Here is a 14,572-nt window from a genome sequence, read left to right on the forward strand (position 1 = left end):
GAGGTGAATGAAAATTGGTTTGACTACGGTTCGGGCTTTTCCCTCATCCCCTAACCCCTTCTCCCTGGGGGAGAAGGGGAACCGGATTGGAAGTCCCTCTCCCTAGGGGAGAGGTATTTAGGGTGAGGGTGATTCAACTAACCCCGATCGCCCTTGACCAGTTTGAGGAAAATCTCGGTTAAATCCGCTTGGTCTTTTTTCACCTGAAGCAGCGGCAGCGGCTTGAGCAAATCCAGAACGGCATACAAACCTTCGCTGCTTCCGGTGTAGTGAATTTCGTGCGGATGAACGAACGCGCCGATCGCCTCGATCGCCCGCTGCCGTTTGCTATCCAGTTCGCCCTCAAACTCGATCGCATACGACGAGCCGGAAAACTGGCGAATCAAATCGCGAGTGGTGGCCTCGGCAATGATTTGGCCTTGCTGAATGATGGCGACGCGATCGGACAGTTCTTCCGCGACGTTTAGCTGATGGGTTGTTAGCAAAATTGCACAGCCGTCTTGCGCGATCGATCGCACCAGCACTTTCACATGCTGGCTGGCTTCCACATCCAAACCCAGCGTCGGTTCATCCAGCAAGAGGAGGCGCGGCTGATGGACGAGCGCAACGGCGATCGCCAGCTTTTGCTGCATTCCGCGTGACAAAGCTTGAACGGGAGTGCGGCGCTTGTGAACTAAGTCAAACTGCTCGATGAGATCGCGGCTGCGCCGACGGGCGGTTTGAGTCGATAGGCCGCGCAAAACGCCGAAATATTCTAGATTTTCCTGCGGAGTCAGTCGCCAATACAAATTGCGATTGCCTTCCAGGACGGCTCCAATTTCGGCTAAAGAGCGGCGATCGGAGTGCGGGTCGCGATCGTTGACGCGCACCCAGCCCGCATCCGGGCGAATCAGTCCGGCGATCATTTTGATCGTGGTGGTTTTTCCGGCTCCGTTGGGTCCCAAAAAGGCCAGCACTTCACCGGGCTGCATGGTGAGCGAAACGGTTTGGACGGCGGCGATCGTTTGGCGACGCTGGCGATAGTGTTTTTGCAGTTCGTGGGCAACGAGGGCGGGCGTTGCGGCCACATTCGCGGGCAGTGCGCCCGCCTTGGAAAGGGTATCGGTCATTGTGATGTCTGAGGGTGAGTCGCCAAGCTGTTCTTCTATTCTCCTAAATTCCCGCTATTTCCTAAGATAGAGATTGGTCTGATTGGCCTCATCCCTTCAAGCCGATCGACAATTTATTTTGGTGAATTCTGCTTGCTATTCCTCAAAACGCTGGTGGCTGTCGATCGCGATCGCGCTAGCTGCACTGTGTTTAGCACACAGCACCGCATTGGTGTTTCGCATCCAGCCGACCGTTTCGCTGTGGTTTCCGCCTGCGGGCGTGGCGGTTGCTTTGACCTTGTGGCTGGGGCCGATCGGCGCACTGCTAACCGCGATCGCCAGCGCGATCATGGCTCCGGCTTGGGGGCTGCATGGCGCATGGCGGCTGTTGGGCATCGCAGATGGAATTGAGCCGCTGGTGGCCTGGTGGGTTTATCGGCAAGTGTGGAGCGGTTCGCTGCGGTTGGGGTCGCTGCGCGATGCGATCGCCTTTACCCTGAGTGCTCCAATTCTGGCAAGCCTCGCGTCCGCCACTGCGGGAACGCTGCTGCACAGCTTGAGCGGAAAAATTCCCGCCGAACAAATTGTCGCCACGATTCCCTACTGGTGGCTGGGCAACGCTTTGGGCGTGATGGCGATCGCGCCGCCTGTCCTCGTTGTGATCGCGCCGATCGTAGAGCGACTGCGTTCGGGCGATCGGCTGCGAGCCAGTTGGAAATGGCGGCTGGAAGTCGTAATCATTCTGGCGCTGTGCGTGTTGACGGCAGCGATTACCGTGTTGCAGGGCAGAGGCAGCAGCTTTTCCTTTCAGCAGCTTGCCTTTCTGGGCTTCATTCCGATTTTGTGGGCGGCGGCACGATTTGGCGTGAGGGGCGGCGTTTTGACAGCGAGCTACTGCACGATCGTGACGCTGCTGGCTTATGTGCTGGCCTATCTGCATTTGATTTCAGACGGCAGCTTTCCGGTGGCAACAGAAGTGCTGCAAGTCCACAAACTGAGCTTGCTGGTGCAGTGTGGCGTCGGACTGTGGGTCGGAACGGCAATCAGCGAACGGGCGGAAACGCAAGCCGCGCTCGCCGTTGAGCAGGTGCGATCGAGCGAGTATGCTGCCCGCGCTCAACTGAGCGAACAGCTAATGAAGCTCAACGATTCGCTGAAGCAGGCGAACTTGCAGCTTGCCGAGTCGAATCGCGAAAAAGATCAACTGCTCGATCGCCAAACGCTCGATCGTCAGCGAATCGAAGCGAGCGAACTGCGGCTGCGAACCTCACTGGAAACGATGCTCGATGGCGTTTCCATTTTGGCGGCTGTGCGAAATGAACACGGCCAAATTCGCGACTTTCGGTTTGATTTTCTCAACGCGATCGCCTGTGAAAACTACCAGATGACCCTGGCGGATGTCGGTGATTTTTGGTGTCGCCGCTTTTCCGTCCACTGCTGCGACGATTTGTTTCAAGCCTACGCAAATGTGGTCGAAACTGGAGAACCGCTGATTCGCGAAGCACTGGAATTTGGCGATCGCATCTACGACATTCGCGCCGCCAAACTCGAAGATGGCCTGATCGCTTCGTGGCGCGATGTCACCGCCCGGCAACAAGCCGAACTTGCCCTTCAGCAGTCCAAAGCGCGATTTACCCGGTTGGCCGAGAATGTTCCCGGCGTGATGTATCAGTATGTGCAGCGATCGCACAGGGACGAATTTACCTACATTAGTCCGGGCATTCGCGACCTGTATCAGCTAGAGCCGGAAGCGGTTTTGGCCGATGCTCAGGTGATGTGGAACGCTGTTCACCCCGACGATCGGGTGGAGTTACGCAAATCGTTTAGCCGCAGCGACACGACAGGACAGCAGTGGCGACACGAATGGCGCGTCGTTTTGCCCTCTGGCGAACTGCGCTGGAGCCAAGGATCGGCCAGGGCAGAACGTCAGCCGAATGGCGATCTGGTTTGGGACGGCTTGCTGTTTGACATCACCGTTGCGAAGCACCTCGAAGAGGGTCGCAAAATGGCCGAAGCCGCGATCGCCCAGCACGCCGAAACGCTCGACCTTGCCAGCGACAGCATCATCATCCTGGATCTACACAGCAAAATTACTTACTGGAATCGTGGAGCCGAGCAGCAATATGGCTGGACAAAAGCCGAAGCGATCGGCCAAAACATCCATACGCTTTTGCAAACGCAATTTCCGCGATCGCTCGCTGCCGTCAAAGCTGCCTGCCTTCAGGCTGGGCGCTGGGAAGGCGAACTGATTCACACCCGCCGCAACGGAACACAAGTCACGGTCAGCAGTCGGTGGACAGCTCAGCGCGACGCCAACCGCGCCGTCACAGCCTTCCTAGAAATCAACACCGACATCACCGCCCGCAAGCAAATCGAAGCGACCCGCGCCGAACTGCTCGCGCGTGAGCAAGAAGCCCGCGCCGCAGCCGAAACCGCCAGCCGCCTCAAAGACGAATTTCTGGCGATCGTCTCTCACGAACTGCGATCGCCGCTCAACGCGATTCTCGGCTGGGCACAACTGCTCCGCGCCCGCAAACTCGCCCCGACCAAAGTCGAACAAGCCCTTGAAGCGATCGAACGCAACGCTAGAGCGCAAGCGCAACTGATCGAAGATTTACTCGACATTTCCCGCATTGTGCGCGGCCAAGTCAGACTCGATCGCCAACCGACGATGCTCGAAAATGTCGTGAATGCTGCGATCGACACGGTTCGCCCCACAGCCGAAACCAAAGGCGTCACCCTTGACTGGCAAGACCAAACCGACGGTCTGATCGTTTCTGGCGATGCGGCTCGCCTCCAGCAGGTCGTGTGGAACTTGCTCTCCAACGCGATCAAATTCACACCTTCCGGTGGGCAAGTAAAAGTGAAATTGGAGCTGGAGGGAGGCGAAAGGAGGATAGCCGATTCTCATCCCTTCGCCTCCCTCACCGTTTCCGACACGGGCGTCGGCATTTCTCCCGACTTTCTGCCCTACGTCTTCGAGCGATTTCGGCAGGCCGATAGCTCCACGACTCGCGCTCAGGGCGGCTTGGGCTTGGGCTTGGCGATCGTCCGCAATCTGGTTGAACTACACGGTGGGTCGATCGCCGTTGCCAGTCCAGGCGTCGGACAAGGCGCAACATTCACCGTCCGCTTGCCCCTTCTGGAAGTCGGCAGTGCATCGGCAATCCGTGATCCCAATCCTCCCGACTCCCGACTGCCGATTTCGGACGTTTCCCTCCATCTGCTCCTCGTGGATGACGAACCAGACAACCTCGACTTCCTCAAAACTGTCTTGGAACCGCACAACTTTACGGTCACAGCCTTGACCAATGCCGAAGACGCCTTCAACCTGCTGCCGCAACTGCTGCCGGACGTTTTGATCAGCGACATCAGTATGCCCGATCGCGACGGCTTCTGGCTGCTGCAACAGGTGCGATCGCTTTCACCTGATCAAGGCGGCAACATTCCCGCGATCGCCCTGACCGCCTACGCCAGAGAAGAAGACCGAGCCAAAGCGATCGCCGCAGGCTTTCAACTGCACATCGCCAAACCTGTCGAGCCGATCGATCTGATTATGGCGATCACCAAACTCGTAAAACCATCGTCCTAGCCAAAATCTGCTTCTAGCCGGACGACGATCGCCCCTTGCTCCCCCTAAAGTGAAAGCTCAACGTCAAGCCGACGCAGCCGTTAGGGGGAAAAATGCTGGAGTTGTGGCAGGCGCAGCTTTGGACAGCGCTGCCCGTGATGCAGATTGCGCCCGTAGTCAACACGCCGCAAACCTTTGTGGCGATCGTGGCGGGCTTGGTGATGGCGATCGCGTTTCAGCTTTTGGTGGCAAATTTGGGCATTGCGATCGGCGTGACCGCGTTGGGCTTGCGGCTGGTGAAAAAAGCGGACGCAGCGGAAGAAGCCAAGCCCGAAAAAAGCAGTTCGGTCGGAACGATCGGACTCGCGGCTGGACTCGGAATTTTGCTGACGATTAATGTGGTTCTGTTTGCGGCTTGCTTTTTGGCGGGCAAGCTCAGCCTTGCCGTTAGTCCGTTTGTTGGCGGAATCATTGGCGTGGTGATTTGGGCGGCGTATTTTCTGCTGCTGCTGTGGCTCAGTTCCAGTGCGGTCACGTCGATCGTTGGCTTGATTTTGGGCAGCGCCACCTCTGGACTGCGGAGCTTGGTGAGCGCGATTTCAGCCGTCTTGAGTAAAAAAGACGATTCGCCCTACATGACCGAAACGGCGGCAATGAATGCGATTCGGCAAGAAGTGCGATATCGTTCCGAGAGCGCTGCGCGATCGACCCTAAAATCTGATGAGATTCAGGACGCCCTCAGAACCTACGTCAGCAGTTTGCCCACGCCGCAGCTTGACCTGTCCCATGTTGGCAGCGGCCTCGAATTAATTCTGAAAAGTCCGGAAGTGCTAGCCCTAGCCGGAACCGGACTGCTGGGACAAATCAACCGTCAAACCTTTGTCGATCTGCTGCGCGATCGCCACGACCTCTCGGCCAAAGACGCGCATCGAGTGGTCGATCACCTCGAATCTGTTTGGCAGCAGTCGATGCCGCGATCGAATTCCAGCCGCGACCTGATCAATCTGCTCAAATCGACGCGACCGGAAGATTTACAGCAAATTTTGGCACAATCGAAATCGTCCGGCGGTCTACTGAAAACGATTCAGCAAAACATCGACTTTGACGCGATTCGCCGCACACTAATCAGCCGAGTTGATTTGTCGGATCTTGATATTGAACAAATTTGGCAGCAGTTGCGATCGCTCCGTCAAGATGACGCTACTGAGGAAGCCAAACCAGAAGCGAAACCGGAATTGAATTCGATCGCTGCCGATCTGGAAGCCTTTTTGCTCAGTGCGTATTCCTGGCAGCTTCAGTCAGACCTGATTCCCGCGACGCTGCGCGACATTCTGTATGACCCGGAGGCCGACCCGGAACAGGTGCGCGAACGAGTGGAAGCCGTCGAACCGGACACGATCGCCGCCATCCTTGCCCAGCGCGAAGATTTTAGCGAAGCGCAGATCGATCGACTTGTCCAGCAGTTTGAGACGGTGCGGCAAGAGGTGCTTGAAACTGCGCGAACTGCCGCCCAAACAGCCGAGTTGGACGCTTGGCGATCGCAGCTTGAAGCCGCTTGGCAAGCGAATCGCGTTCAGGATGGGGTGCGATCGCTCTTGAGTGTCCATCCCGCCGAGCAGGTCGATCGCGCCGCGTTGACGAAACTGCTGGCCGATCGTGCTGATGCGCCTGTCGATGAGTGGGTCGATCATCTCGAAGCAGAAATCACGGCTCGTCAGGCAGCGGCAGACGCGATCGCGTCGGAACTGTGGCAAAAGCTCAAGCCCTACTTTCGCTATACCAAAGTGCAGCAGCTCACGTTCGCCAACGTGCAGCGCAAGCTGGAAACTACGCTGGCCGAAATCGAGCCGCAGCTAGCCGATTTGCCCACGCCAAAATTTGACTGGGACAAGCTCGAAGCCGTCCTCAAACGCCGCAAAAGCATGAGCAGCGAGCAGCTTGAGCAAATCCTGACTCAGACTCAGCAAATTTGGGCAGACTTCACCAGCCTCGATCGCCGCATTGCGCGATCGCACCAAGCGCAGATCGATCGCTTCATCCAGACGATGCACGCCTATCTGCTTCTGCCGGAGTCTGACCGTCCTGACTTGAAATCGCAGCTTCAGCAGGCGGGAATTGAGCTTGCGACCTTGCGGCAGTTGCGATCGAGTGATTGGCATCTCCTCCAGTCCGACCTGCAAAAGCACCTCGATTCTGCTGATGTGCAGCCGCAGATGCAGCAGGCGCGATTTCTGATTCGTCAGATCATCAAGCCGCCGCGCCGCTGGGCAACCCGCCGCCCTCGCTGGAATTTTTCCGATCAGCTCCGCGCCTATTTGCAGCAGAGCAATCCGACTGAACTTGACGCGCTGCAAGCAAACCTCTCTCGCCTGATCGCGGATGCAGCCGATCGCAACATCGACACCAGCGAAATCCTGCAAACGCCGTTCGATCGCGCCCTTCTGACTGAAGCACTTGCTCAGCGACCGGATTTCGAGCAAATCGACGTTGAAGCACTGCTCGATCGCCTGGAGAACGCGCGATCGCAGCTTTGGCAGGACGCGCAGCAGCAGCAGAGCCAACTGCAATCTGCCTTTGAAGCATTGCAGGCCAAACTGAAGCAGTATCTCGGCTCGATCGCGCTGCCCGACCTCAACTATGACAGCATGAAGCAGGATATCTATAAGCTGCTCAGCCTGCCGCAAGCCGGAATTGAAAAAATCGAATCGCTGCTTGACAATGACGCGATCGACACCTGGCGCGATCGGTTGGGGCAGCTCAACCGCGACGCGATCGAAACGATGTTGCAGGCGCGAGACGATTTTTCTCAAGCGGTTTCCAGTCGTGTTGTTGAACAGTTTGAAGGCGTGCGATCGCAAGTCGCGCAGCAGATCGAACAGGTGCAGCAAGCCGCCCAGCGTCGCCTCGACGAGGTGAAGCAGCAAGCTCAGCGTCGCGCCGAAGAAACCCGCCGCGCTGCCGCGATCGCCGCCTGGTGGCTGTTCTGCACCGCCATCACTTCTCTTACCACTGCCGCAGTTGCCGGAACGCTTGGCGTCACAGGCATTCACCTCGGCTCCTGGTCACTCTAACCCTGACACCCGACACCCAATGACCCCACCCGATTCGCTCAACCGCATTCTACGCTGGCTGCTTTTGGCCTTGCTCTTTCCCCTAATTTGTCTGAACGGCTGGCTATCGTTTAAGGTGGTTCAGTTTTTTCAGCCGCTTGTCACCAGTTTGATGCTGGCGGCACTGCTGGCCTTTTTGCTCAATACGCCCGTTTACTTTTTGCAGAAGCAGGGATTGCAGCGACCTTGGGCAGCGGCGATCGTCGCGGCGATCGCAGGCGTGACGCTGGGCAGTCTTGGCCTAACGTTGGTTCCAGCCTTAAGCGACGATGTGCGAGAAGTTGTGCAGCTTGTTCCGCAGTGGCTCGATTCGGCCAGTCAGCAGCTTGCCTCGGTGGAAAATTTGGCGCAGCACAATCGGTTGCCTGCGGGCTTAAGTCAGGTCGTGGCGGGACTGAGCGATCGCCTGCCGCAAGAAATCGAATCGTTTGCGGATGAAGCGCTGGCGCTGGGTTTGGGAGCGATCGGCAACATCTCAGAAGCGCTGCTGACAGCGGTGTTGACGTTTTATCTGCTGCTCGACGGTGACAAAATTGCCAACGGTTTTTTCGATCGCCTCCCTGGAAAAACCGGAGAAACTGTCCGGCAGGCACTTCAAAAGAATTTTCAAAACTACTTTCTCGGCCAGCTTGCGCTTTCTGCCTTGGTCGGCACGCTGATCACAATTACGTTTTTGCTGCTGAAAGTGCCCTACGCGATGCTGTTTGGTCTCACGGTCGGCGTGGTTTCAATTATTCCATTTGGCGATTCGGTGACGTTCACGCTGATTAGTTTGCTGTTGGCGGCTCAAAATCCTTGGTTGGGGGCGCGGGTGTTTGTCATTTCGCTGGTGATCGATCAGTTGATTGATCAGCTAATTACACCGCGCTTGCTCGGTCGCTTCACCGGATTACGTCCGCTGTGGGTACTGATTGCTTTGATCGTGGGCACGAAGATTGGCGGGTTGTTGGGCTTGATTTTGGCCGTGCCGCTGAGTGGATTTGCAAAGAGCTTGCTGGATGAGTGGCGAATCATTCCAGAAGGTTCGGAAACTGCTGAACCAGATTTGACGGAGGAGGTTGCTTCGGCAGAATTAGCGCAGTGGCGATCGCCCTAAGAGCAGGCTCGATTTCTGCGGGTGATGACGTGTCTAGACAGAAGAACGTCGATCGTTCAGCGAGTTGCCTTTGCCGCACTTTTGAAGTGGGTCGGCTGCCAGTGAAGTCATCTCTGTCTCTGCAAGCGGGACGGCGGCAGAAGCCGTGAAATCAATTTCCGGCTGAAAGCGCAAACCCATTCAAATGGATTGGGTTGATAGGTGGAATCCGCTTTGGAACTGGAGCTTTGGAAATTGATTTCCGGGGCTAATGTGCCAGTCCTGTACAAGCTGGTGGAGGGAGGACTTAGGCTTCTTGGTAGGCCTCCATCGGTAGGCAGGAGCAGACGAGATTGCGATCGCCATATGCATTGTCAATTCGACTGACGGCAGGCCAAAACTTGCTTTCGCGCGTGTGGCGGGTGGGATAAGCGGCGATCGATCGCGCGTAGGGACGATCCCACTCGTCGCGCATCAGGTCGGCGGCGGTGTGGGGCGCGTTTTTGAGCAGGTTGTTTTGGCGATCGACTTCTCCCGCTTCGATCTGGCGAATCTCCTCGCGAATCGCGATCATCGCTTCGCAGAATCGATCGAGTTCCTGCTTCGATTCGCTTTCGGTCGGCTCAACCATCACCGTTCCGGCGACAGGCCAAGAAACAGTGGGCGGATGGAAGCCGTAGTCAATCAGGCGTTTGGCGATGTCATCGACTTCGATGCTGGCCGTTTTCTTGAACTGGCGCAAATCGAGAATGCACTCATGGGCAACGAGTCCGTCTCGGCCTTTGTACAGAACGGAGTAGTGGCCTTCGAGCCGTTTGGCGATGTAGTTGGCGTTGAGAATCGCGACCTGGGTGGCTCTGGTCAAGCCCGTATCGCCCATCATTGCAATGTACATCCACGAAATCGGCAGGATGCTGGCACTGCCCCAAGGTGCGGCGGCGACGGCTCCGACTCGGTTGGAAGCAGGGCGATACCGTTCCGGAACGCCACGATCGCTGTGCATTTCGACAACGCTGTGATTGGGCAGGAAGGGAACCAGATGCGGCATGACGCCGATCGGCCCCATTCCCGGTCCGCCGCCGCCGTGTGGAATGCAAAAAGTTTTGTGCAAGTTCAGGTGACAAACGTCCGCACCAAAGTCACCCGGACGGCAGAGGCCAACCTGCGCGTTGAGGTTCGCGCCGTCCATGTAAACCTGTCCGCCAAACTCGTGGACGATCGCACAAATTTCGCGAATCGCCGCTTCAAACACGCCATGCGTCGAGGGATACGTCACCATCAGAGCAGCAAGATCGGCCTGATGTTTTTCGGCTTTTTCGCGCAAATCCTGAACGTTGATGTTGCCTTCGCTGTCGCAGGCGATCGGAACGACCTTCATTCCGGCCATAACTGCGCTGGCGGGATTCGTGCCGTGCGCCGATTCGGGAATTAGACAGATATTGCGATGATCGCCGCGACTTTCGTGATAGCGACGAATCACCAACAGTCCCGTATATTCACCTTGCGATCCGGCGTTGGGCTGAAGCGAAATTCCAGCGAATCCGGTGATTTCCGCCAGCATTTGCTCAAGCTGATCAAACAGAAGTTGGTAGCCTTGCGCCTGCTCGATCGGCGCGAACGGATGCAATTTTGCAAATTCCGGCCAGCTAATCGGCAGCATTTCCGCCGTTGCGTTCAGCTTCATCGTGCAGGAACCCAAGGGAATCATCGCCGTTGTCAAGGAAAGATCTTTGGCCTGCAAGCGGTGAATGTAGCGCAAGAGTTCGGTTTCCGATCGATACGCGCTAAAAACCGGATGCGTCAAATACGCAGTCGATCGCACCAGTTCCGCAGGCAAGCTCGAATCCGCGCTCAGCGTATCGGGAATGAAATGCAAGGGCAAATCTCCCGCAAAAATCTGGAACAGGTAGAGCAAATCATCTGCCGTCGTCGTTTCATCCAGCGACACGCCAATTGAACTGTCGTCAATCACGCGCAGATTAATGTGATGGGCGATCGCTCTCCTCAGCAATTCCTCAATTTCACCACTCGGAACGTGAATTTTCAGCGTGTCAAAAAACGGCGCATCGCTGACCTGATAGCCCAGTTCGCGCAAGCCTGCCGCCAGCTTTGCGGTCATCTGGTGGATGCGATCGGCAATGCGCCGCAGTCCGTCTGCCCCGTGATACACGGCATACATTCCCGCCATCACCGCCAGCAAAACCTGAGCCGTGCAGATGTTGCTGGTTGCTTTGTCGCGACGGATGTGCTGTTCGCGCGTTTGCAGGGCGAGCCGCAAAGCCGGATGTCCGTCTCGATCTTTGGAAACGCCGACGATCCGACCGGGAATTTGCCGCTTGTACTGCTCCTTCGTCGCAAAATAGGCAGCATGAGGCCCACCGTAGCCCAAGGGAATGCCAAAGCGCTGTGTGCTGCCAACAGCAATGTCGGCTCCAAATTCTCCGGGCGGCTTGAGTAGCGTTAGGCTGAGCAAATCGGCAGCGATCGTTACCAGTGCGCTTGCGGCATGGGCGCGATCGACAAACGCCTGATAGTCATAGATCGCGCCATCGCTGGCCGGATATTGCAGCAATGCACCGAAGATCGGGCGATCGATTTCCTCGCGATGATCCCCGATTACGACTTCCAGACCGAGCGGCAAAGCGCGAGTTTGAATCACGTCGATCGTCTGCGGATGGCAATCTTTCGACACCCAAAACGCTTTTGCCCCGCCCTTGTGCAGCCCATAGCTCATCGCCATTGCTTCTGCTGCTGCCGTTGCTTCATCCAGCAGCGAGGCGTTGGCAATTTCCAGTCCGGTCAGGTCAATCACCATCGTCTGAAAGTTAAGCAGCGCTTCGAGCCGACCCTGAGAAATTTCTGGCTGATAGGGCGTGTACTGCGTGTACCAACCTGGATTCTCCAGAATGTTGCGCTGAATGACGGGCGGCGTGATGCAGTCGGAATAGCCCAGGCCGATGAACGATCGAAACACATGATTCTGACTGGCGATCGACTTGAGTTCCTCTAGCGCTTCGGTTTCGCTGCGCGGACTGCCCAAGGTCAAAGGCCGCTTCATGCGAATTTCCGTCGGCACGGCGCGATCGATCAGCGCTTCCAAGCTGTCGTAGCCCAACACGGCCAGCATCTCCTCAATCTCTTGCGGACGCGGCCCGATGTGTCGCTGGGCAAAGTCATCGGGCGCAGAATTGGCCGAACGCAGCGGAGCGATCGAGGCAGATTGCAGGGTCGGGAGCTTGGGAGTCATATGCGACTGAATCAGGGTGCTTTTCTGACCATTTTGCAACAATTAGCAATAAACCGCTTGTCAGATGCAATCCGGTTTGATTCAGGGCGATCGATTTTAAGCTACAGCACTGCTTTAGAGAGCCAGTAGATGATTCCAGCAAAAATGGCGATTAGCGCGGGCGCAATCAGCATTGGAACAACAGCCATGATTGAGGTGGCGGAGGCGACTGCGTAGACGAGGGCGGCATAAGGGGTAAAGAGAATGAGAGTGGCGATCGCGACTCTGAGCGGAGTCCATTTAATGAATTTCGTGTAGTCTTTGTTTTCAATTCGACCAGGACCGTCATGGCGAGGAAACACTGGAGTGCTCCTTAAAGCTAAGTTCAATTTGAACAGGGGCAAACTCAGAATTACGGTTCTTGCAGTTGCTGAGGAGATTACGGTAGATTTGCTACGCCAGCATTTTGACGACGAATTGTTGCATGTTCGGTACTAAACTGAACGATGCCGTTACTCAGTGGGATTAGACCCAGCGCTTTAAGATCGGCCTCAACCATGAGGCGAACAAGTTCTTCAAAGGTGACTGAAGGTTCCCAACCCAGTTTTTGTTTAGCTTTTGTCGGATCACCAACTAGCAAGTCAACTTCGGCAGGTCGAAGATAACGTTTATCGAAGACAACATAATCTTGCCAGTTGAGATTGACATAACCGAATGCTAAATCAAGAAATTCAGTGATGGGATGCGTTTCTCCAGTTGCAACTACATAGTCATCTGGCTCATCCTGCTGCAACATCAACCACATAGCCCGGACATAATCTTTGGCATAACCCCAGTCTCGTTTTGAGTCAAGATTGCCCATAAATAGTTTCGCTTGTTGTCCAGCGACAATCCGAGCAATGGCACGAGTGATCTTACGAGTCACGAAGGTTTCGCCGCGTCGTGGTGATTCATGGTTAAACAAGATCCCATTGCAAGCAAATAGTTGATAGGATTCCCGGTAATTAATTGTCTGCCAATGTGCATAAACTTTGGCGCAAGCGTAGGGGCTACGGGGGTAGAACGGCGTTGTTTCCTTTTGAGGAACATCTTGAACTTTGCCAAACATTTCAGACGAGCCAGCTTGGTAGTAGCGGACTTCAATACCCGTGCGCTGCTGATAGTCACGTACTGCCTCAAGCAGACGCAGTGTACCCATACCAACTGAATCTACTGTGTATTCAGGTGAATCAAAGCTAACGCGGACGTGAGACTGAGCGCCCAGATTGTAAATCTCATGGGGCTTGATTTCTTCGAGGATGCGGCGTAGCGTCGTGCCATCGGTCAGGTCGCCGTAGTGAAGCCGCAGTCTTGCCTCTTCATTGTGAGGATCTTCGTAAACGTGATCAATGCGATCGGTGTTGAAGGTTGAAGTTCGACGAATAATGCCATGAACCTCGTAACCTTTCTCCAATAGAAGTTCACTGAGATAAGAACCATCTTGCCCAGTAATTCCAGTGATCAAAGCACGTTTGGAATGAGTCATTGAGAATCCTCTCGATAATAATGTAGAATCTTGAACTGATTGCGATCGTCCGCTTTGTTAGACATCAACACCTAGATTATTAAGCTGTTCGCTAGCTTCTGCTGCTGGATCAATTACTTCAGCAAGTCGATCGATGAACTCGCTCAGGTACTCATGAAAAGTCAAGTACTTGTCGTAGGAGAATCTGTACTTCATTGCAGGTGTCGCAAACTCAATACTGAGCTTCTGAGCAACACTTGGGTAGATAGGAAACGAATAGCCATATAAAATTTCTTCCTCAGCAGAACTGGATAGATGATACAACCCTAGATAAGCTAAAATCTGGTTGGCAATTTCTAAACCAAGAACATTAGCGGGATGATTAACCGAATGAAACAGATTGAGATTTCTGAAGTTTTGACGGATGAATTTTGAAACCTTCACATCTGTCTCAACCTCACGCCTTTGTAGTTCATTCAACGTATCTTCCACTCGTTTCAAGAGAAACTGAACATCGTAGACCTCACTAGAGCTGATGATTTTAAGAATTTCCGCTTTTGTTTTGCCAGATTTTAACAGTTCTGCAATATTCGAGTCGTTATAAGCAATATCAAATCCAGGTCTACTTTTGATATACTGCGGCCAATATCCATTGAAGTAGATGTAAGGTAAGGAGATACAAATACAATCAGATGGAAGTAAGTTGAGTAGGTAATTTGTACTAAGCTTTTCATATTCTTTGCCAAGCGGTTGGTAAACGAAGAGTTTAGCTTCTTGAATAAGATGTTCGGGTAGTTGCAGGTTTTGCTGAATTGCTTCGTAATTTCGCGGCATCTTACAACAGATTGTGAATTTGCTGTTGAAATCTTCTGATCGAAGCAGGTTTTGCCGAATAATCGACTCTTGACAGTTAGCGTAAATAATACATGGTTCTTTACCGTTACCCACCTTTTGCTCCTCCTGCTCGCTATGAAAATTCGCTCACTTCAAACTTTTAC

At 54.7% G+C, this 14,572-nt stretch carries 9 protein-coding genes; 3 read left to right on the top strand and 6 right to left on the bottom strand.

Translation table 11 applies throughout. The features are described from left to right. Positions 1-137 precede the first annotated feature (137 nt). Positions 138-1,109 carry an ABC transporter ATP-binding protein gene (locus tag H6F67_RS03825; protein ID WP_190763479.1) on the bottom strand — a complete coding sequence of 324 codons (972 nt, stop codon included), beginning with the start codon at positions 1,107-1,109 and terminating at the stop codon, positions 138-140. Positions 1,110-1,191: 82 nt separating this feature from the next. On the opposite strand from H6F67_RS03825, the gene H6F67_RS03830 reads away from it, so the two are divergent. The 3 genes from H6F67_RS03830 (at position 1,192) to H6F67_RS03840 (ending at position 8,865) form a co-directional block, all read left to right on the top strand. Beyond that, entirely contained in the window at positions 1,192-4,680 is a 3,489-nt protein-coding gene (locus H6F67_RS03830; RefSeq protein ID WP_190763482.1) for an MASE1 domain-containing protein, read from the top strand. Between the two features lie 92 nt (positions 4,681-4,772). Further along, positions 4,773-7,730, top strand: coding sequence for a hypothetical protein (locus H6F67_RS03835; protein WP_190763484.1), 2,958 nt, complete (start codon positions 4,773-4,775; stop codon positions 7,728-7,730). Positions 7,731-7,749: 19 nt separating this feature from the next. Continuing rightward, on the top strand, positions 7,750-8,865 hold the full coding sequence (locus H6F67_RS03840) for an AI-2E family transporter (protein WP_190763487.1): 1,116 nt from the start codon (positions 7,750-7,752) through the stop codon (positions 8,863-8,865). A 33-nt stretch (positions 8,866-8,898) separates the two neighbouring features. Here H6F67_RS03840 and H6F67_RS03845 read toward each other — a convergent pair whose 3' ends face one another. The 5 genes from H6F67_RS03845 to H6F67_RS03865 all read right to left on the bottom strand — a co-directional run bounded on the left by H6F67_RS03845 (position 8,899) and on the right by H6F67_RS03865 (position 14,522). After that, a complete protein-coding gene (locus H6F67_RS03845) occupies positions 8,899-9,045 on the bottom strand; it encodes a hypothetical protein (RefSeq protein ID WP_190763489.1) in 147 nt (48 codons plus the stop codon). A gap of 106 nt (positions 9,046-9,151) precedes the next feature. Further along, complete coding sequence (gcvP, locus tag H6F67_RS03850) at positions 9,152-12,091, bottom strand: aminomethyl-transferring glycine dehydrogenase (RefSeq protein WP_190763491.1); 2,940 nt, start codon at positions 12,089-12,091, stop codon at positions 9,152-9,154. 101 nt (positions 12,092-12,192) lie between these two features. Next, positions 12,193-12,432 (bottom strand): hypothetical protein, encoded by a 240-nt coding sequence (locus H6F67_RS03855; RefSeq protein WP_190763493.1) that lies wholly within the window; start codon positions 12,430-12,432, stop codon positions 12,193-12,195. A gap of 77 nt (positions 12,433-12,509) precedes the next feature. After that, entirely contained in the window at positions 12,510-13,595 is a 1,086-nt protein-coding gene (gene gmd, locus H6F67_RS03860) for a GDP-mannose 4,6-dehydratase (RefSeq protein WP_190763495.1), read from the bottom strand. A gap of 57 nt (positions 13,596-13,652) precedes the next feature. Beyond that, complete coding sequence (locus H6F67_RS03865) at positions 13,653-14,522, bottom strand: WcbI family polysaccharide biosynthesis putative acetyltransferase (protein WP_190763497.1); 870 nt, start codon at positions 14,520-14,522, stop codon at positions 13,653-13,655. Positions 14,523-14,572: the final 50 nt, after the last annotated feature.

Source organism: Microcoleus sp. FACHB-1515 (genome assembly GCF_014696105.1).
In the GTDB taxonomy this organism is placed as follows: domain Bacteria; phylum Cyanobacteriota; class Cyanobacteriia; order Elainellales; family Elainellaceae; genus JAAUTJ01.